Consider the following 18104-nt stretch of genomic DNA (forward strand, 5'->3'; position numbering starts at 1 on the left):
TTCAGGCCACAGACAATTGGCCGGAACATATCTCAGCATCTTTAAACATGCTTTCATCAGCAAATTGGTATCCGTTTTTGCCATTTTTCTTAACCTCATACAAGGCCCTGTCAGCAATGTTTATCAATGCTTTGATGCCATACTTATCATCCTTGTGGTTGAAAGCAATGCCAATAGAAACCCCCAGTTTGCTGTTGGCTTGTTGATCGTTTAATTGAGCTGAAATGACTTCAACTTGTTGGATGATGTCTTGGCAGAGGAATTGTATGTACGCTTCATCGGTGTCATAAAAAAGTAACACAAATTCATCACCACCAAAACGCGCAACCATGTCCAATGGCCGTTTACAGTGTGACTGTAGCACATGGGCCACATGTGTCAGCACCTGGTCGCCTTGCTCATGCCCCATGACATCATTGATTTGTTTGAAATAATCCAAATCAACCAACAAAATGGCGAAAGATTTAGATTCACGCTTGGCGCTGTCATGAATGTATGAAGATTTTTCAAAAAAGTACCGGCGATTGCTGAGTTTGGTTAAGTTGTCGGTGTTGGCTTGTTGATTCATTTGTTTGATTAATTTGAAATTTTGTACCAACATCTTGGTGCTGATCATGTTCATGAATAAACAACATGCTGAGAAAGCCAAATAAAAAACAGTTATCGATAATACCTCTTCTTGTGCTAAGCCCGCTGCAGAATATGAGTAAGTGGCATACAGAATTATGGCAGCTGAGGATGTGATTGAATACAGCAAGGGCATGGATAAAATAATCCCTGCATAATATAAGATGATTACCAAACCTACTTTCGGGAAATAACTGTTATTTTCAAAAGCTGCTACTAAAATTTCAGCATGACCCACGCCGACTGTGGTTACTGCGACAGCCAATAATCCATTGACCAAGTGCTTATGTTTGGGGGTGCACAATTGAAAAAATGACAACGATATCATCAACAGGATTGGAATGATCTGAAAGGTGACTCTGATTAACAATACGGTTCTGAGCAATTCCCCAGAAAATCGTTGGGTGTCCAAATAAATGAAACATAGCAGACAAAACATAGCAAAATACAATGCCAATTGTCGAATATGATATATTTGGTTCAGGAAATAACCTGACTCGATTTCAGCCTTCATCCCACACACTTATGTTACACACTCCAGTTAACATAGCATATATTGATGGTGAGCAGGCTTTATATTAGCTGTGTTTGATATTTAGGACTTTTGGGTACATTTGGTGATCGGTTGTAGATTCAACAAGCACCAGCGCAAATGAGATCAGAGGGTGGGGGTTATAGTAGGATGTGGTGGACACGACTGGGATTGAACCAGTGACCCCTTCGATGTCAACGAAGTGCTCTCCCGCTGAGCTACGCGTCCACAATGGTATGTTTTACTTGAGACAAACAAAGACCTGAAAAGGACTTTGTTCATCAAAGAGCGCGTATTCTATCAAAACTCAGAAGACAATAGCAATGATTAAGACTCTAAATAAATGGTTTCTTTATCACGCATGATTTCAACTTCAAATGATTCGCCAGACTTGAATGATGACATGATTCTGACCACATCCTTTGGTGAGTTGACGTCCTCACCATTGATGGCTTGAATCACATCGCCGTCTTTGAGCCCCAGTTTATTGTCAGCATCAACCTCGAGCACCAAAACGCCTTTATCGGTGCCAAAATATTTGCCCAAGTTTTCAGTGATGGTTGAAAAATGGTGATTTTTCCCCAGCCATTGATTCATTTTGCTGCCGGAGAAAAAGTAGGCATCGGCATCGGCTGTGGTTACCACGTGTATTTCGCGATTTCCTAAACCTTCAATCAGTTTATCCAAATGCTCAACGTCCACATTCAAGCCTGCAAATAGGCCATCCATGTCACCGGAACTGAAAGTGAATTCTTGGCCGGAAGAGGACAGCCAATTTTTATTGCCATTTAAGGTCATGAGTACATCGGGCGAGTCAATCACTCGAGCGGTGATGCCCAAAACCAATTCATTGCCATTGCGCAAGACTTGCACATCGCTGACCGCGCCTTCTTGGTGGTCATTGGCGATGAATTCAGTTAAACCCAAACCGTCTTTGGCGGTACTCTGGCCATCGATGGCAGTGATCAGGTCGCCTGACAACAAGCCCGCTTCATCAGCACCGCTGCCGGGCACCACAGAGACCACTTCCCAGCCACTGTCCTTGACGTTGGCCATAAAACCCAATCGTGGTTTGTTGCTATCAACCTGGGTGAATTTTCGATCCAATTTAATGACTTTGCGGTGCACCTCAGCATCGCCAGCTTCAATGCCATGAGCCCTCATTAAGTCATCAATCAACACATTGATGTCTTGTCCCGCTGTGAGATCAAAAGATTCTTCAATGACTTCTACCTCACCATTGCGGTCTTTTCTGATGATGACTTTGGCTTGCCCGTCTAATAAGTCCACGGACACATCATCATTTTTTTGCAGCCACACCATGTCTTTGTTGCCTTCATGGACCATTTTAATGATTTCTTTGTGGTGTTTTTCGCCTTGATGTTCAATGCCATGTTCTGCCAAGAGTTCATCGACCAAAGCGTCAATGTCTGCGTTTTTATCTGCCACGAATGTATCTTCAATGGTTTGGGTTTCTCCATCAACGACTCGAAGGATGGTGATTTTGCCCTCGCCATTGTCAATGTTGACATTGACATTCACTTGGTCATCGGCTGCCTCAGCAAAAGCCATTGAACATAAGCCAAACAGGCTGGTTAGTAGTGCGGTTTTAAATTTCATGTTTTCACCTTTTTATTGGTTTAAATTACTTGTTGGTTGACTGGTGACTGCATTTTTCTCTGCAAAGCCACCAAGTCATCGAGGATTTCAAGCTTGGCATGCATCAGCTCGAGTTTGTGGTTGGGGTCATCAGTTTGCGCAATGTTCTGATTCAATTGATCCAACCAGTTTTCCATGGAAATCATTTTCTCTAAAATATGTGAACCAGGGGAGGAGTGCTGAATCACAGCACCTCGAACCACTGATTCAATCTGAGTTATTTTCGTGTTCAGCAGTGCCAGTTGTTGAAACTGCTCACTGTGGTTTAATTCTGTTGTTAGCTTGGGTAATTGGCTCAACAAAATCACCGCAAATATAGCTGCGGCAACTGCTGGAATGCGAAAGCTTCGGCGTCTTTTTTGACTGTGTACCTGGTCCATGATGGCGTCAAACCCATCTCTGGCGGGTAACATTTGTGGCTGTTCTTGCAGCCATTGAGACAGGTGTTTATCAGTGTTGTTGTTCATGTTTTTTCTCTTGGTTTTGCAACCATTTGCTGAGCAATTGTTTGCTTCTGGCCAATTGTGATTTAGAAAAGCTGGTTGACATTTCATATACCTCAGCAATTTCTTTGTGGGTCAACCCTTCCACCTCATACAGCCACAACACCGACCTAGAAAGTGGTGGCAGTTTAGCTAATAAAATATTCAAATCATGTTGGTAATTGTAGGCAATTTGATCGTTTTCAGTTGCCAGGGCTTGAGCATCCAAAGTAAGTTGGTGGTGGTTTTTTTTGATTTCATTCAAGCATTGATTGATGACAATCTTCCGCAACCAAAACCCAAATGCCACTTGACCAGACCATTGAGAAATTTTTTGGAATGCCAGAACAAAACTGTTCTGCATGGCATCTTGAGCATCGTCTTTATTTTGTAGCATGCGGTATGCCAAGTTGTATACCGATGATGAAAACTGATCATATACTTGACGACAAGCAGCCTGTCGGCCTTTTGATACCTGGGCCTTGGTGATGTCATCTATGGTCTGATTAAAATAGCTCAAAATTTCATTTTTTGTTTTCAATATACCCTATAAGACTGTCTCAGCGCCTAAAGGGTCGCATATTCATAAAAACTTTTTGAAATTTTTCATAAATCGTTGGGTATCAAATGATGCTGCACGTTGTTCACAGGCGGGCCGCATGACCAATGCCTGATTGCGGTCGAACTGTTTGACATGCTCAGTCAGAGATGTTTTGAGGTTATTGTTGTCTATGTGAAAACCGGTCTCTCCATGGATAACAGATTCCAATAAGCCGCCATGATCGGAACAAAGAACGGCTTTACCTGCTGACATGGACTCAACTGGCGACATACCGAAATCTTCATCCTCGGGAATATAAATGGTGGCCAGACATTCGCCTAATAACTTCAATAAGTTAGCTTCGGTGAGCCAGCCAGTGAATACAATGTTGTCATGCCCGGCTGCAGCTTGTTTGAGTTCGGCAGTCATTTCACCACCAGAGGCAACCACCAGCTTCTTATCTGGCATGGCCTTGAATGCCTCAATGATGACATCAATGCGTTTCAGTGAGTCGTGTCTGGCCAGTGACAAAAAGTAATCGCCATCGCTGCGCCATTTGAATGATTGGGTTTCACAGGGTGGGTAAATGACTGTTGACTCAATACCCAAATGTTTTTTGATGCGGTTTTGTACGTATTTGGAATTAGTCAACACATGATCCATCTGCGAGACGGCCTGTTCGTACTGTGGTCGAAACCAATTAATCAATGCCTTGAACAAGGGTTTTTTAATTATGTTCAGCTGGCTTTGGTAATAGCTTTTTTTGTCATAAACGAAACGTGGTGGGGTATGACAATAAAATATATTTCGTGACTCTAGGTGGTGTTTAACCGCCAGCGGGGCCGCAACGCCGCTGTATATCACATTTTGATGATTGTTTTGAGGTGGGTGGTTTTTAAAGGCCCGTGCCAAACGCCATGTTTTGATGCCGTTGATGTTACCCAGGGCGTTCAAGTCAGTGATTTTGCCTGGCAATTGATCTAGTTGAAAAGTATGTTGGCCGATGTGGCCGGTCAGCAAGTCAGCTTGCAACTGTTCGCATAGTATTGAAACCAAACGTTCACCACCACCTTTGATTTGAAACAAATCATGGATAACAAGGGTGTTGTTTTGCTTGGCTGATTTTGGCATTGGCTTTTAAAAAAGTGAAAAAAAACACCATAAATTGGTGCGCTTGATATATAACTTGCTGACTATTTTAAAACATTAATCTTGTCATGAAGACACTTATTGTGATTCCAGCTTTCAATGAAGCAATCAATCTGGCTCGCTTGTTACCAGATTTGGTTGCAACTGTATCGTATGATGTGGTCATTATCAACGATGCCAGCACCGATGACACAGCTCGGGTTGTTAAAGCACACGACGTCGACTGTTTTACTTTACCAATCCAGTTAGGCGCCTGGGGAGCCACACAAACAGGCATTCGATATGCCGCCAAAGCGGGTTATTCTGAAGTCATCACCATGGATGCAGATGGGCAGCACTTACCGGTTGAGTTGAATGCTTTGATGCAAGTGTATCGCAACACCAATGCCAATGTGGTTATTGGGACTTTTCCTTCGCGCTTGAGCCGGCTTAAGAAATTGGCATGGAAATTCTTTAAAATGCTGACACACATTAAAATAGAAGACCTTACATCTGGCTTCCGACTCTATGACAAACAAGCCATTGAAGTACTGTCATCCAAACAGGCCAGCATGCTGGATTATCAGGATGTTGGTGTGTTGTTGTTACTTTTGCGTGCGGGTTTAACTATTAATGAAGTTCCTGTTAAAATGGAGGATCGAAATGATGGTAAATCACGTGTATTCAGTTCCTGGCTGGTGGTTTTGAAGTACATGGTGCAAACCACCACATTATGTGTTGCAAACATAGGCAAAAGACCAACCCAATGACAAACTTAACTATCCTAATTATAGGTTCTATTCTCTCAATCAGTATTCTTTACCTGGTGCGCAAAGGCAAAATGCATGGACCATATGCCACCTGGTGGCTGTTGGTTGCTTTATCTGCCATTGTTTTATCTATTTTTCCGCAAATCATAGATTGGGTTGCGGCGCGTTTAGGTATCACCTATCCACCCACACTGTTGTTGGTGCTTTCAGTCAGTATGATTTTAATCAGAATGCTCACCATGGATATGGCATTGACCAGAAAAGAAAGAAAAATCAGGCGGTTGACCCAAAAAATGGCCATATTAGAAGCAGCCATTAATCAACCTGAAACCACCAATGAAAAACCTGCAGACTCCGTTGAGCCCATCCAAAAAAGCCAAATTGGTTAATGAAGATTCTTCACATAGGTAAGTTCTATCCACCTTTTCATGGTGGCATGGAAAATTATTTATGTGATTTGGCAGAAGCCCAAGTGTCGCAGGGCAATGAGGTCACTGTATGGGTCCACAACCATGACTGGTCTTGGGTTAAATCCAAAACCACAACCACTGAGCTCAATGGTGTTCGTGTGATTCGCCAAAGTACCCTCAAACCCTTTTTATTTACCCCAATCATGCTCGGCTTCAGGCGTCAATTGAAACACCTGATGGCCACTGATAAGCCTGACATCATCCACCTCCATTGGCCGAACCCCAGTTTGTTTTTTTTATTAAGCCACAAGTTGGTTAAAAGCATACCTTGGTTGATGAGTTGGCACTCAGATATGGTGACTGAGCACAGCCGCTGGTTGATGCGTTGTATTTACCGTTGTATCAAACCCCTGGAAAATAGTCTGATTAATGAAACTGATCGGATTTTGGTTTCAACCCAAGCTTACGCCAACCACTCGTCTCAGTTGGCTAAGAATAAGAAGAAAACCGAAGTGCTGCCATTGGGTATTGATGTCAGTAAAATCCAAGCTTTGCATGCCAAACCTGCCAAAGAGCGGTGGCCTGAGAATAAATTCCGTTTATTCCACTTGGGGCGCCTGACTTTTTATAAAAACCAAGCCATGTTGGTAGATGCCATGTCGTTATTGAACGATGCACACCTGCTGATAGCTGGTTCAGGCCAGTTGGCCAGCCAATTGGCAGATCAAATAAAAACCGTTGAAGCAGACAATGTTGAGTTGCTCGGCTCTCAATCATGGCAGCAAGTACATGAACTGTATGCAGGCTGTGATGTTTTTTGTATGGCTTCAAATGATCGAGCTGAATCATTTGGGGTGGTCTTACTCGAGGCCATGTTACATGAAAAAATTATTTTGGTGCCTGATACCCAAGGCTCAGGCATGCAGCACTTGGCTGAAAAATACCCCAAAGGATTTGTTTATCAAGCCAATAACCCAGCTGACTTTTTAGACAAAATTAAATTCATTCAAACAAATTTTGATGAAATCAGTCAAAAGCCACATGATTTTGATTACCACATAGATCAAGTGGCAGAACAAATTCAAAACCAATACCACCATTTAATTTCCGGAGAATTAAGATGAAAAAACCAATGAAATCGATGCTTGTTGTTTTAACCCTCTTGGCATTGACAGCCTGTCAGACAGAGACTGAACATGTCGATTCACAGGCGCCGGAGCAAACAGCGGCTGTACAAGAGCCAGACCCGGTGGCTTATCAACAAGACCCAGTTAAGCCAGCAGTTAAAAAAGCCCATGCCGAGCTGCTTAATAAATATGCCACTTTCAGGTTGTCCAGCGATGTTTCACACCTATCTGGTGAACAACAAAAAATATTGGCTATTTTGATTGAAGCTGCCAAGATCATGGATGAATTATTTTGGCTGCAAAGTTATGGTCCCAAGCAACCTTTTTTAGCCGGCATAGAAAACCAACGTTTGCGTAAATTTGCTGAAATTAATTATGGGCCTTGGGACCGTTTGGATGGTGACAAAGCATTCATTCCAGGGGTTGAAGATAAATACATCGGCGCAAACTTTTACCCCAAAGATTTAGACAAAGCTGCGTTTGAAGCCAATGCCACTGCAGCGATGAAAGGACTTTATACCATGGTTGAACGTGATGTTGATGGTAACTTGGTGGCAGTGCCTTACCATGAAAAATATAATGAACAATTGGCTGCAGCAGCTGATTTGTTGTTGCGTGCCTCTGAATTGGCCGAAGATGAAGGCTTCAAAAATTATTTAAAACTGCGGGCTGCAGCTTTAACCAGCGATGACTTCAGGGCATCTGATTTGGCCTGGATGGATATGAAAACCAACAAAATTGAGGTGGTCATTGGTCCCATTGAGAATTATGAAGATCAATTGTTTGGTTACAAAACAGCCTATGAGGCTTATGTTTTGATTAAGGATTTGGCTTGGAGTGAACGCTTGTCTAAGTTCGCCGCTTTTTTGCCACAGTTACAGGCCGAACTGCCAGTGGCAGAACAATTCAAACAAGAAACGCCAGGCACTGACTCAGATTTGAATGCCTATGATGCCATTTATTATGCCGGCCATTCCAATGCCGGTAGCAAAACCATCGCCATCAACTTACCCAATGATGAAAGCGTGCAATTAGAGAAAGGCACGCGCCGTTTACAATTGAAAAATGTCATGCAAGCCAAGTTTGAAAAAATATTGGTGCCAATCGCTGAACAGCTGGTAACCCCGGAACAAAGAAAGCATGTCACTTTCAATGCTTTCTTTGCCAACACCATGTTCCATGAGGTGGCACATGGTTTGGGTATCAAAAACACCATCAACGATCAAGGCCCGGTGAGAACTGCTTTGAAAGAACTGGCCTCACCCATGGAAGAAGGTAAAGCCGACATATTGGGGCTGTATATGGTTGAAAAATTGCATCAAATGGGTGAGTTAGAAGAAGGCGAAATCATGGATTATTACACCACATTCATGGCAGGTATTTTCCGTTCAGTGCGTTTTGGTTCAAGTTCAGCACACGGTGTTGCCAATTTACTCAGGTTCAATTACTTTGCAGAACAAGGTGCATTCAGTTTCGATGAGTCCAGCGGTCATTATGCGGTCAATGCTGAAAAGATGTCTGCAGCCATTGCCAGCTTATCAGAGAAGATATTGACCCATCAGGGCATGGGTGACTATGCCGCGGTGAAGGCGTGGTTTGATGAAAAAGGTCATATCAATGATCAGTTAGCCAGGTCACTGAAGAAAATTAATCAAGCCGGAATTCCGGTTGATGTGGTTTTTGAACAAGGCCTGAAATACCTCAAGTAGTCCAAAATCACCACCAGCAGCGCCTCAAGGCGTTGCTGGTGTCTCACTCCCATTTTTACCTTGCCAGCCGGTCAACATCTTAAATAACAGAAAAACATAACAAGGGGTCAACTGCAGAATGACCCTGTTAACTGCAGTAAAATCCACAGCCCATTTACTGGCCTCGGTAAAATAAAACAAAAATAAGAAACTCAAAATGGCCGATACAAAAAACACATGCACCACTCGTTCAGCCGTGCTGTGACTGTTGATGAGGTATGAGCATATCAAGAAGGGTAAGCCCAACCAAATCAGCGACCAGTTGTTCTGCCAAAAGAAACCGCTCATCAATAAATCAGTTACATCAGTGAATGAAAGTTCTGAGTCAATCAGGGTGAAAACAGTAAGGCCCTCACTGCTGAGTTTGAACTGTCCAAACGGCGTGTCAATGTTGATGCCAAACAATACGATGATCAACAGCAAACCCACGGCGAAAACCCCTAAAGCTATTCTGCTGGTTTTGTTTTTGTATAAATAAAGCAGGGCGTGCGACAGTAAGAGCAAAATCAACCAAACCCAACCTTCCAGCTTAAACATGGGTAATAAGGTCAAATAACCTACCAGAGTAATGAGCGCGCCCTTGGTTTTGAATTTGTAACAGTCCAGATAAGCAATCATTGCCATGGCCAAAATCATCCCAATCCAAATATCGGCATAACCAATGATCATCAAGTGGTTGCTGATTAAGGGCGTGGTATAGAGCACCAAAACCAAAAATACTTGCATGAATAGTGAGCCTTCCCAGTCCCTGATGCGATTGGCCAACAATAAGGTGGTTGCGGTAAAAGCAAATAAATACAAAACATGAATGGCGCTGAAGGCATTGGTTGTGGCCAGTTTAGCGGTAAAAAACAACAGCGATAAACCATCTGGGTAGTTGGCAGATTGGTTGTAAAGCAGGTTTTGCCCATTGATCCAGTTTTCCCATGTTTCAATTGGGCTCGATAAACCATGATAAAACCATTGGTCCGCTTTGCCTTCCCATACGGCCCAGGAGTCCCAAGCCATATTGGGTAAGGAGTGACTGGCTATGAATATCAAAATGGAACAACTGATGGTCAAAGCCGTAACAATCAAAGTGGGTGGATCTGGTCGTTCAATCTTGAACGGCAGTTTCAAACCGCCAATAAGCACCACCATGCAGCTGATGAGAGCCATGAGTAACAGCAGCATTGTTATGGCCTGGTTGGATAGCGTAAAGAACTGCACGAAATTGAGCATCAGGATCAACACCAAGATGCCCTGGAAGAAAGCGTGTATGACGAAATCAATGTCTAACTGTAATGGTTGTTTGTGCTGAGCCAGCAATGAGAAGCCAAATCTGAATGCGCATCCCAGCATCAACAGAAAAAACACCAAACACAAGCCGATGAAAAAACTCATAATGGCCTCATCACACAGAAACTTGGGTCGACGTAGACTTTGTTTAAACCTTTGGCCAGTATCGTATCGGCTTGTTCGCAAATGGCGTGTGATTGATTGAGGAAAACCAAAGTGGTTGACTGTTGCTGCAATTGCTCAGGTAAATCATTGAAATGGCTTCTGATACTGGTGTTGAATTCATTCAAGTGTGTGACCAGCCGTTGGTTGGTAAAGTCATTGCTGCCAACGATGATGATTTTTTGTTCAATTTCAGGAAATATATTGATTGTGGCCAATGCTGATTTGAGCTGTTGGGCCAATTCGAAGGTGGTTTGATCTGTTTTATTTAAAAAAGCAGAATTGCTTGGAAACAAGTCTTGAATTTGCTGCTGCTGATTGGCGCGGTTATTTAGGTGAAACACAGCCGGTATCAACCAAGCCACCATTAAACTATACATCAAATGCTTCTTGGCTGGCCTGATCAGGATGAAAATCAGCAATGAGGCCAAGAGCCACATGGATATTCTTTTGATCAATGACTCATAGACTTGGTTGTCGATGGACGTGTAGCCATTGATGGCACTGAAGCTCAGTGGGTTGAATGCCAGCCAACTGTTTAGGTTTAAGCGAAAAGCAGTGAAATTTGACTGGTGGTCTAACAACATCCTTTTGAATTTAATCTCATCTTGAAAGCTGTGCTCGGTGCCAAATGTTTGGTCTTGGATGATGTTAACTCTTAAGTTTTTAATGGCTTGTTTTTCAGATGTATTGAAATCAATGGCTGTGTGCGAATGGTTGTTCAACTGTAAAGGGACCTCGTGCGACTGTGCACTGGTTTCCCAGCTTAGCGTGGCCCTGGTATCCGCTTTGTATGTCAAACCTTCAATGCTGAAAAGGTTGTATTGAGTTAAGTCTTGGTTCAGGTTGTCTGTATCAAAGCCAATTTGTAGCTCTCCAACTACCAAGGCTGAATAGGCATCTTTTTCGCGGTATAAAAATTTAGGTTCAACCTTGATGTGATTGGTCAGGTTCAATGGTTCAACGCCAGCAGTTTCATTGCGGTCGAAACTCAGGGTCAGAGACAGCAGTAATAACAGCGCTACTATCAGCCAATATAATGACGCCTTATTTAACACCCTGTTGTATCTCCATTTTCAAATCGCATGCTGCAGTATTATAATCTATTTGTGGTTATCAACAAGATGACTGTTTGAATTCATTATGTTATGTGTGAAGGCAAATTAATGATATGATGCTCTGATGATTCGAGCTTACAGGGTAAACTTTTGGTGGGGGTAAAAGTGTGACGCACTGCATTAATTCAATCATTCTCGTTGATATTTCTTTGGCATTGCAGCTACAATCTTTTGGTTGTACCAAGTAAACCACATGTATTTAGTTCTTGAAAACACCAAACAAACCTTTGAGTTTCCTGCCAACAGAGAGCTGGTGCTGGGTAATGATGCTGATTGTGATGTGCAAATCAATCACCCCAAAATTTGGGGCAGGCACTTCTCAATTGCGCATAAAAGTTACGGCTGTGTTCTCAATGTTTTCAATGAAAGCGTTAAAGTTAATGATACTGAAATTGGTGAAACCTGCCTGTTAGATACCGGTGACCTGATCACCATAGATGATTTGGGTTTTCGATTGCTCGATGATGGTTATATTCCTAAAGATTCCCAGTTAAATCACACCAATGCATCCATACACAAACCTGCCAATGTTTCATCAGTGTTTGGAATCAGGAGTTATGCAACAGATGATACGGGTCTATTCATCATAGATAACTTCCACCATCCAGATGGATGGCATGTGATCAGAGAAGACAATGAATTGCACCTGTTAGACAGTAAAAATATTACTTTACTGAATGGCATGAGGATTGCCCAAGCTCGATTGAGCAATGGAGATATCATTTCGAATGATGATTACAAATTTAAGGTGGAGTTGCCGGGCACTTCAGGTTTTTCAAAGTTCAGTCCATCCCATCCACGCAATGTGCAGCTCAGTGAGTCATTCACAGCAGCCAATGACAAAGGTCAAAAACCTTCTGCAAAATCAAAACAAGCCTTTCTTAAAAATAATTTGTGGTGGATGACTTTGTTGGTAGGTTTAGCGGTGTTGGTTTTGGTTATCATGAATAACCCGAGTGGTTAATTTTAAGCTAAAATAACCAGGCTTCAGCCCAGCCCAAAGGCGCATTTGCTAGGTATTGAGAAGAATTGACAAATCTAAACAGATTTAGGTTGACCGACAGATTTAATTTAAGTAAAATCCCCGCTCTTTTTAAGAACAACCAAATTGGAGTAGTTTCATGCACGCAGTTGTAGCTACAGGTGGCAAACAGTACAGAATCAAAGAAGGCGACGTCATTAAAGTTGAGTCGTTGAAAGTTGAAGCCGGTGATAAAATAGAATTAGACCAGGTTTTGATGGTTTCAGATGGTGAAAACATCGAAATCGGCAAACCCTTATTAGAAGGCAAAAGCGTATCAGCTGAAGTGTTGTCAAACGGCCGCCACAAAAAAGTAAGAATCATTAAATTCAAAAGACGTAAGCACCACATGAAACAAATGGGTCATCGTCAGAATTTTACTGAATTGAAAATCACTAAAATCGGATAAGAGGTAAAACGTCATGGCTCATAAGAAAGCAGCAGGTAGTACTAATAACGGTCGCGATTCAAATCCTAATTATTTAGGCGTCAAAATGTATGGTGGTCAACAAGCATTGGCTGGTAATATTTTGGTTCGTCAACGCGGAACAAAGTTTCACGCAGGTGATAACGTTGGCATGGGTAAAGACCACACGCTTTTTGCATTGAAAGATGGCGTGGTTAAATTTGTCAAGAAAGGCAAAAATTACCGTCAGTACGTTACTGTAGAAGCACAAAATTAAACAAACATTCTTGTTTGTGAAGAGAAAGCTCACTTTATGGTGGGCTTTTTTTATTGTCATCATTTATAGTCAATACCATGAAATTCGTCGATGAAGTTAAGATAACAGTTAAGGCCGGAAATGGTGGCAGTGGATCTGCCAGTTTCAGACGAGAGAAATTTGTCGCCTTTGGAGGACCTGATGGCGGTGATGGTGGTCACGGAGGTAACATCATTCTCGAGGGTGACCAAGGGCTGAACACCTTGGTTGATTTTCGTCACAAGCGCCGTTTCGACGCGCAGAATGGTGAATCCGGTAAAGGCCGCCAGATGTATGGCAAAGGTGGCAACGATTTAATCATAAAAGTTCCTACTGGTACCGAGGTTTATGATTTAGAAACTGATCAGAAGCTTGGTGACATCACCACCCACCAGCAACAACTGGTAATCGCCCAAGGCGGTAAAGGTGGGTTAGGTAACATGCACTTCAAAAGTTCGGTTAACCGTGCGCCCAAACAATTCACTTCGGGAGAACAGGGTGAGCTGCGAGAGATCAAACTTGAGTTGAAAGTGCTGGCAGATGTAGGGTTATTGGGTTTTCCAAATGCTGGTAAGTCAACATTTGTGAATGCGATTTCCAAAGCACGCCCTAAAATTGCAGGTTATCCTTTCACCACACTTTATCCAGCTTTGGGAGTGGTGCCAGTGGATGCAGATACCAGTTTCGTGGTGGCTGATATTCCAGGTATCATCGAGGGAGCGGCTGAAGGTGCTGGATTAGGCATTCAGTTTTTAAAACACTTGCAAAGAACAGGGTTGTTGTTGCATTTGATAGAGCTCCCAGCTTTTGAGGGCATGTCAGATCCAGTAGAACAGTTCCATCAATTATCAGAAGAATTGGTTAAATTTTCAGAACACTTGAGAGAAAAGCAACGTTGGTTGGTGTTTACCAAGGCTGATGTAACCACTGCAGCAGATGCTGAGGAACTGGCGGCAGCTTATGCCAAAGCAATCGGTTGGCAAGGGAAGTATTATTTGATTTCATCAATCAATAAGACTGGTCTGAAAGAATTAATCAATGACATTGCTGCACACTTGTTTTCAGAGCAAGATGAGTGGCTTAAACCTTAACTTGTTTAAAAGTTTCTGCTTCCTCAAACAGCCATTGTCTGATCATTTGTAACTTATGGTCATCCTCCGTGTGCTCAGGGTAAACCAAATAATAAGACATTTTACCTTTCAATTTGATGTCAAAAGGTGCCACCAACAAGCCGCGAGCAATGTCATCCTGCACCAACGGTGTTCTACCTAAAGAGAAGCCTTGGTGGTTCTCTACTGCCTCCAGCATGGTTACCATGTGGCTGAATCTAGTGCCACGTAACTTGGGCTTGGCTTCTATGTGAGCGGCTTCAAACCAATCATGCCAATCCTCAGTGGTAAAATCTTCGTGACATAAATTGGCATCCAATAACATTTCTGGCGTCAGATCACCTTGGAATGAATCAAATAAATTTTTTGAGCAAATTGGGAACACCTCTTCTTCCAAGAAAAGCTCGCTTTTAAGGCCTGGGTAGTTGGGGTTGGCGGAATACCTGATGGCAATATCACAGTCATCTTTCTTAAAATCAGTGAGCCACTCAAAAGCAGAAATTCTGACATCCAGTGTTTTGTGGTGCTGCTGAAACTTCCAGATTCTCTTGGACAGCCATTTGGTTGCAAAAGAGGGCAAGACGGAAATGTTTAAGGTGCCAGAGGTGTCTCGGTCTTTCAGTTGTCTGGTGGCATTTTCCAGACTTTGTAAGGTGTTGCGGATGGTGATGAGGTAGAGTCTGCCCTCAAAAGTGAGTTTCAATGATCGATTGAAGCGCTCAAATAATTGTACCCCCACCAAAGCCTCTAAGTTTTTGATTTGGTGGCTTACTGCAGCTTGTGTGACATGCAACTCTTGTGCTGCTTGGGTGAAGCTTAATAGGCGTGCCGAGGCCTCAAAGGCTTTGATGGCTCTGAGTGGTGGGATGTTTTTGTATTTGTTTGCCATAATCTTTTCGGATTAGTATAACTTATCCGAAGCATTAAAACAATTAGCTTGTCATCACCACTTTCCTAAGTAAAATAACGCTCTAACTTGTTATTCAAACGATTGTTTAATTTTGATTTAAGTTAATTAAAATTATTTGAACTTTCTTAATAACAGGTGTTCAAAGTAACAAAGCAGATACATTTTAACTCCATTTGCTTTCACGTTATGTTCATCTTTGATGGATATAATAGGATTTAACAATTTTCATTGTTCCCCGAAATCGCAAGATTTCACGCATGTTTCTTTAACATGCAAATATAGCTGAGGTTTTCCTCCCTCTTCCTCAGCAATACACTTAAGGCGTCAGTTTGACGCCTTTTTTTTTGGCTTTTTTCTTTCTTGTGCCACTTTAGTGGGCAGTTTAGCTTAAGATGGTTAACGTGTGTTTTTAACTGTCTTAGTAAATGAGACCAGATACTGTGTGCAATTGCTGTAATATTCGAATAATAAATAGAGTCATCACGCCTTGATCAGTTTATATTAAATAGTTTTATTATTGGTTACCGCTGTGGTATTCACAGTCTATGACTTGTTGTATCTTGAGCCCATACTCGATATTAGGGTATTTAATTTGGTAATTGAGATGTCATTTGCAGTGATGAGTTTGACCTTGTTTTTATCTATTGACTCGCTGAAGGGTAAAACATTTTATTATTTTCTCAGTGCAGGGTTTTATTTGATATATTTATCCATGCTGGTTGATGGCTTGGATCAGTTGCATTTGCATAATGAGTTCTACACTGCGGTTTGGGAAAAAACCACTTTATTGTTTGGTTTCACTTTTGTTTTTATTGGGGTCAAAAACTGGATCGTTGATCATGCCAAATTAAACAAGGAGCTGGAATTACAAGCCATTACTGATGAATTAACTGGTTTGTATAATCGCCGTGGTATCCTGAAAAAATTTGAAATTTTGAATGAATTAGCCATACAACGCCATAAGACTTTGTCTTTCATCATTACCGATTTGGATGATTTCAAAATATATAATGACGCCATGGGACACCTTAGTGGTGATGAATTCCTTGCTGAATTGGGAAATACGTTGTATCAAATGGTTGGCGATGATCAGGTTATTGGTCGCTGGGGTGGTGAAGAATTTGCTGTGGGAATGCTCGGTAGTGACCTCAATGAAGCGCTCTTATTTGCCGAACAAATAAGGGCTGCGGTGGTTAATATCCCCATACCTGATGCCATCGATAAGCAGTCTGTGACAGCCAGTTTGGGTGTGGCTCAAAAAATGCCTCAAGAACCCTTCATGCTGGCCTTAAAACGAGCGGATCGGTCATTGTATGTGGCGAAACAGAAAGGTAAAAACCAATCCATTGCGAATTGACCGTTGTTGCTTCTATAATGTTTGTTTTTTCTAACAGGACAGGTCATTGAATCAGTTTATTGAAATCTATGAAAATGCATTAGACAGAGATTTTTGTGAGCGCTGCATCAAAAAGTTCGGCAGCAGTGCAGAACAGCACAAAGGCCAAACAGGGCATGGCGTTGATCCCATCAAAAAAAACAGCACAGACATCACCATTACCCAATCACAACAGTGGCAGGAAGAAGTCGCTCACCTGCAAGGGGTTGTTCTGGGTGGTTTGATACAATACGTCAGAAAATATCCTTTTGCTTTGGTCGGTTCTATTGCCTTGCAGGTGCAAACACCAGATGGTGTGGAGCAAATTTCATATGTTGATATTCCAAAACTGAATGATGAATCACTGGCCCGGTTGATACAAACGGTGTTTCGTCTGGGTTCTATTAACATTCAAAAATATGATCAAAATGAAGGCGGTTATTTTTACTACCATTCAGAGATTTATCCGCATCCCAGTGATCCTCAGAATGACGCTTTGCATCGAAAGTTGTTGTGGATGTTCTATTTGAATGACGTTGATGAGGGCGGTGAAACAGAATTTTTTCACCAAAAAGTTGTGGCAAAACCTAAGCTAGGCAGCTTGGTTATTGCTCCCGCTGGTTTCACCCACACCCACAGAGGCAATATGCCAGTGTCCAATGACAAATATATTTTCACCTCCTGGGTGTTGTATCAGCGCTCAGAACACTTGTATGGCGAGCACGGTGGCCAGTGACAACCTCAATCAGGTGAAATAATTGCCATAAAGAGTTGCAGTTTGATACTGGATGGGTATAATTTCCACTCTTTTTAAACCAGCGGTAAATTATGAAAGTTTTATCATCTTTGAAATCAGCCAAGACTCGTTCAAGAGACTGCAAAGTGGTTCGCCGCCGTGGTAAAGTTTTTGTGATTTGTAAATCAAATCCAAAATTGAAAGCACGTCAAAGATAAACCGCTTAAAACTGAATCATTAAAATGCCCTCATATGAGGGCATTTTTTTTGTCTACTTAACAATACCTGACTGATTTTAAATTACATCAACATCAAACAAACGGCTTGACGATCTTCACTCAGCAGCACATTAAAAGTTCTGGCTGCAGCTTGATTGGTTAATACCTCCAAGCCAATATTTTTTTCAATCAATGGTGTCAGCATATCTGGATCAGGAAAGTCAATTTGCGAACCAGTAGCCAAGATGATTACCTCAGGTTCGAATTGACACAATTGTTCAATGGTAGATGCTTCTAACTCTGTCACCGTTTTAACATCTATTGCAGTGACTTCACCGTTGGACGGAATGATGATGCTGTTGGTGTGTTCAATCTGACCAATGATGCAAGCGTTGTCGGCAACAGATTGAATCAGGTTGCGATGATTGGTGCGGTTTTCTGATAAATCCATG

General features: G+C 42.1%; 20 protein-coding genes and 1 tRNA gene. 11 read left to right on the forward strand and 10 right to left on the reverse strand.

All coding sequences use genetic code 11. The features are described 5' to 3' along the window. Position 1 precedes the first annotated feature (1 nt). The 6 genes from QNI24_RS09275 to QNI24_RS09300 form a co-directional block, all read right to left on the reverse strand. Positions 2 to 1141 (reverse strand): GGDEF domain-containing protein, encoded by a 1140-nt coding sequence (locus tag QNI24_RS09275; protein ID WP_283708654.1) that lies wholly within the window; start codon positions 1139 to 1141, stop codon positions 2 to 4. A 171-nt stretch (positions 1142 to 1312) separates the two neighbouring features. Continuing rightward, positions 1313 to 1387 (reverse strand) — tRNA-Val (locus tag QNI24_RS09280). 99 nt (positions 1388 to 1486) lie between these two features. Beyond that, positions 1487 to 2779, reverse strand: coding sequence for a PDZ domain-containing protein (locus tag QNI24_RS09285; RefSeq protein WP_283708656.1), 1293 nt, complete (start codon positions 2777 to 2779; stop codon positions 1487 to 1489). 20 nt (positions 2780 to 2799) lie between these two features. Next, on the reverse strand, positions 2800 to 3285 hold the full coding sequence (locus tag QNI24_RS09290) for a hypothetical protein (RefSeq protein ID WP_283708658.1): 486 nt from the start codon (positions 3283 to 3285) through the stop codon (positions 2800 to 2802). Continuing rightward, positions 3269 to 3820, reverse strand: coding sequence for an RNA polymerase sigma factor (locus tag QNI24_RS09295; RefSeq protein WP_283708659.1), 552 nt, complete (start codon positions 3818 to 3820; stop codon positions 3269 to 3271). The genes QNI24_RS09290 and QNI24_RS09295 overlap by 17 nt, the downstream gene beginning before the upstream one ends. A gap of 63 nt (positions 3821 to 3883) precedes the next feature. Next, positions 3884 to 4972 carry a glycosyltransferase gene (locus QNI24_RS09300; protein WP_283708660.1) on the reverse strand — a complete coding sequence of 363 codons (1089 nt, stop codon included), beginning with the start codon at positions 4970 to 4972 and terminating at the stop codon, positions 3884 to 3886. 86 nt (positions 4973 to 5058) lie between these two features. Between QNI24_RS09300 and QNI24_RS09305 the strand changes: the two genes are divergently transcribed. From QNI24_RS09305 to QNI24_RS09320, 4 genes are read left to right on the forward strand one after another with little or no spacing between them, the layout of a single operon-like run. Further along, the gene (locus QNI24_RS09305) at positions 5059 to 5739 is read left to right on the forward strand and encodes a glycosyltransferase family 2 protein (protein ID WP_283708662.1); all 681 of its coding nucleotides are present in this window, start codon (positions 5059 to 5061) and stop codon (positions 5737 to 5739) included. After that, positions 5736 to 6128: a DUF2304 domain-containing protein gene (locus tag QNI24_RS09310; RefSeq protein WP_283708663.1), complete on the forward strand. Its 393-nt coding sequence runs from the start codon at positions 5736 to 5738 to the stop codon at positions 6126 to 6128. Before QNI24_RS09305 ends, QNI24_RS09310 begins: the two co-directional genes overlap by 4 nt. Continuing rightward, positions 6128 to 7273 carry a glycosyltransferase gene (locus tag QNI24_RS09315; RefSeq protein ID WP_283708664.1) on the forward strand — a complete coding sequence of 382 codons (1146 nt, stop codon included), beginning with the start codon at positions 6128 to 6130 and terminating at the stop codon, positions 7271 to 7273. The genes QNI24_RS09310 and QNI24_RS09315 overlap by 1 nt, the downstream gene beginning before the upstream one ends. Beyond that, entirely contained in the window at positions 7270 to 8985 is a 1716-nt protein-coding gene (locus QNI24_RS09320) for a dipeptidyl-peptidase 3 family protein (protein WP_283708666.1), read from the forward strand. The genes QNI24_RS09315 and QNI24_RS09320 overlap by 4 nt, the downstream gene beginning before the upstream one ends. Before the next feature lie 24 nt (positions 8986 to 9009). On the opposite strand, the gene QNI24_RS09325 is transcribed toward QNI24_RS09320, so the two are convergent. Continuing rightward, on the reverse strand, positions 9010 to 10407 hold the full coding sequence (locus tag QNI24_RS09325; RefSeq protein WP_283708667.1) for a hypothetical protein: 1398 nt from the start codon (positions 10405 to 10407) through the stop codon (positions 9010 to 9012). Further along, complete coding sequence (locus tag QNI24_RS09330) at positions 10404 to 11522, reverse strand: hypothetical protein (protein ID WP_283708669.1); 1119 nt, start codon at positions 11520 to 11522, stop codon at positions 10404 to 10406. The genes QNI24_RS09325 and QNI24_RS09330 overlap by 4 nt, the downstream gene beginning before the upstream one ends. Positions 11523 to 11775: 253 nt before the next feature. Between QNI24_RS09330 and QNI24_RS09335 the strand changes: the two genes are divergently transcribed. From QNI24_RS09335 to cgtA, 4 genes are all read left to right on the forward strand, one after another. After that, positions 11776 to 12546: an FHA domain-containing protein gene (locus QNI24_RS09335; RefSeq protein ID WP_283708670.1), complete on the forward strand. Its 771-nt coding sequence runs from the start codon at positions 11776 to 11778 to the stop codon at positions 12544 to 12546. Between the two features lie 157 nt (positions 12547 to 12703). Further along, complete coding sequence (gene rplU, locus QNI24_RS09340; protein ID WP_267176432.1) at positions 12704 to 13012, forward strand: 50S ribosomal protein L21; 309 nt, start codon at positions 12704 to 12706, stop codon at positions 13010 to 13012. 13 nt (positions 13013 to 13025) lie between these two features. Beyond that, positions 13026 to 13286, forward strand: coding sequence for a 50S ribosomal protein L27 (gene rpmA, locus QNI24_RS09345; protein ID WP_267176433.1), 261 nt, complete (start codon positions 13026 to 13028; stop codon positions 13284 to 13286). 77 nt (positions 13287 to 13363) lie between these two features. Then, a complete protein-coding gene (cgtA, locus tag QNI24_RS09350) occupies positions 13364 to 14395 on the forward strand; it encodes an Obg family GTPase CgtA (protein ID WP_283708671.1) in 1032 nt (343 codons plus the stop codon). Here the strand turns inward: cgtA and gcvA are convergent. Then, positions 14385 to 15302 carry a transcriptional regulator GcvA gene (gcvA, locus tag QNI24_RS09355; protein ID WP_283708673.1) on the reverse strand — a complete coding sequence of 306 codons (918 nt, stop codon included), beginning with the start codon at positions 15300 to 15302 and terminating at the stop codon, positions 14385 to 14387. The two genes, cgtA and gcvA, sit on opposite strands and share 11 nt — an antisense overlap. 625 nt (positions 15303 to 15927) lie before the next feature. On the opposite strand from gcvA, the gene QNI24_RS09360 reads away from it, so the two are divergent. The 3 genes from QNI24_RS09360 to ykgO all read left to right on the forward strand — a co-directional run bounded on the left by QNI24_RS09360 (position 15928) and on the right by ykgO (position 17652). Next, entirely contained in the window at positions 15928 to 16680 is a 753-nt protein-coding gene (locus QNI24_RS09360; RefSeq protein ID WP_267176436.1) for a GGDEF domain-containing protein, read from the forward strand. 46 nt (positions 16681 to 16726) lie between these two features. After that, positions 16727 to 17434: a 2OG-Fe(II) oxygenase gene (locus tag QNI24_RS09365; RefSeq protein ID WP_267176437.1), complete on the forward strand. Its 708-nt coding sequence runs from the start codon at positions 16727 to 16729 to the stop codon at positions 17432 to 17434. Positions 17435 to 17526: 92 nt separating this feature from the next. Beyond that, positions 17527 to 17652: a type B 50S ribosomal protein L36 gene (ykgO, locus tag QNI24_RS09370; RefSeq protein WP_077412593.1), complete on the forward strand. Its 126-nt coding sequence runs from the start codon at positions 17527 to 17529 to the stop codon at positions 17650 to 17652. 82 nt (positions 17653 to 17734) lie between these two features. Here the strand turns inward: ykgO and QNI24_RS09375 are convergent, their stop codons facing one another. Then, positions 17735 to 18103 (reverse strand): Mth938-like domain-containing protein, encoded by a 369-nt coding sequence (locus QNI24_RS09375; RefSeq protein ID WP_267176438.1) that lies wholly within the window; start codon positions 18101 to 18103, stop codon positions 17735 to 17737. Between the last annotated feature and the right edge of the window lies 1 nt (position 18104).

The organism is Marinicella marina (assembly GCF_030065545.1).
Lineage (GTDB): Bacteria > Pseudomonadota > Gammaproteobacteria > Xanthomonadales > Marinicellaceae > Marinicella > Marinicella marina.

Bases quoted from the DNA above. Each gene is read 5' to 3' on its own strand.
- rplU (WP_267176432.1), top strand. From the start codon at position 12,704: ATGCACGCAGTTGTAGCTACAGGTGGCAAACAGTACAGAATCAAAGAA.
- QNI24_RS09275 (WP_283708654.1), bottom strand. From the start codon at position 1,141: ATGAAGGCTGAAATCGAGTCAGGTTATTTCCTGAACCAAATATATCAT.
- QNI24_RS09360 (WP_267176436.1), top strand. From the start codon at position 15,928: ATGTCATTTGCAGTGATGAGTTTGACCTTGTTTTTATCTATTGACTCG.
- QNI24_RS09290 (WP_283708658.1), bottom strand. From the start codon at position 3,285: ATGAACAACAACACTGATAAACACCTGTCTCAATGGCTGCAAGAACAG.
- QNI24_RS09310 (WP_283708663.1), top strand. From the start codon at position 5,736: ATGACAAACTTAACTATCCTAATTATAGGTTCTATTCTCTCAATCAGT.
- ykgO (WP_077412593.1), top strand. From the start codon at position 17,527: ATGAAAGTTTTATCATCTTTGAAATCAGCCAAGACTCGTTCAAGAGAC.
- QNI24_RS09300 (WP_283708660.1), bottom strand. From the start codon at position 4,972: ATGCCAAAATCAGCCAAGCAAAACAACACCCTTGTTATCCATGATTTG.
- cgtA (WP_283708671.1), top strand. From the start codon at position 13,364: ATGAAATTCGTCGATGAAGTTAAGATAACAGTTAAGGCCGGAAATGGT.
- QNI24_RS09375 (WP_267176438.1), bottom strand. From the start codon at position 18,103: ATGGATTTATCAGAAAACCGCACCAATCATCGCAACCTGATTCAATCT.
- QNI24_RS09305 (WP_283708662.1), top strand. From the start codon at position 5,059: ATGAAGACACTTATTGTGATTCCAGCTTTCAATGAAGCAATCAATCTG.
- QNI24_RS09320 (WP_283708666.1), top strand. From the start codon at position 7,270: ATGAAAAAACCAATGAAATCGATGCTTGTTGTTTTAACCCTCTTGGCA.
- QNI24_RS09285 (WP_283708656.1), bottom strand. From the start codon at position 2,779: ATGAAATTTAAAACCGCACTACTAACCAGCCTGTTTGGCTTATGTTCA.
- QNI24_RS09325 (WP_283708667.1), bottom strand. From the start codon at position 10,407: ATGAGTTTTTTCATCGGCTTGTGTTTGGTGTTTTTTCTGTTGATGCTG.
- QNI24_RS09315 (WP_283708664.1), top strand. From the start codon at position 6,128: ATGAAGATTCTTCACATAGGTAAGTTCTATCCACCTTTTCATGGTGGC.
- rpmA (WP_267176433.1), top strand. From the start codon at position 13,026: ATGGCTCATAAGAAAGCAGCAGGTAGTACTAATAACGGTCGCGATTCA.
- gcvA (WP_283708673.1), bottom strand. From the start codon at position 15,302: ATGGCAAACAAATACAAAAACATCCCACCACTCAGAGCCATCAAAGCC.
- QNI24_RS09335 (WP_283708670.1), top strand. From the start codon at position 11,776: ATGTATTTAGTTCTTGAAAACACCAAACAAACCTTTGAGTTTCCTGCC.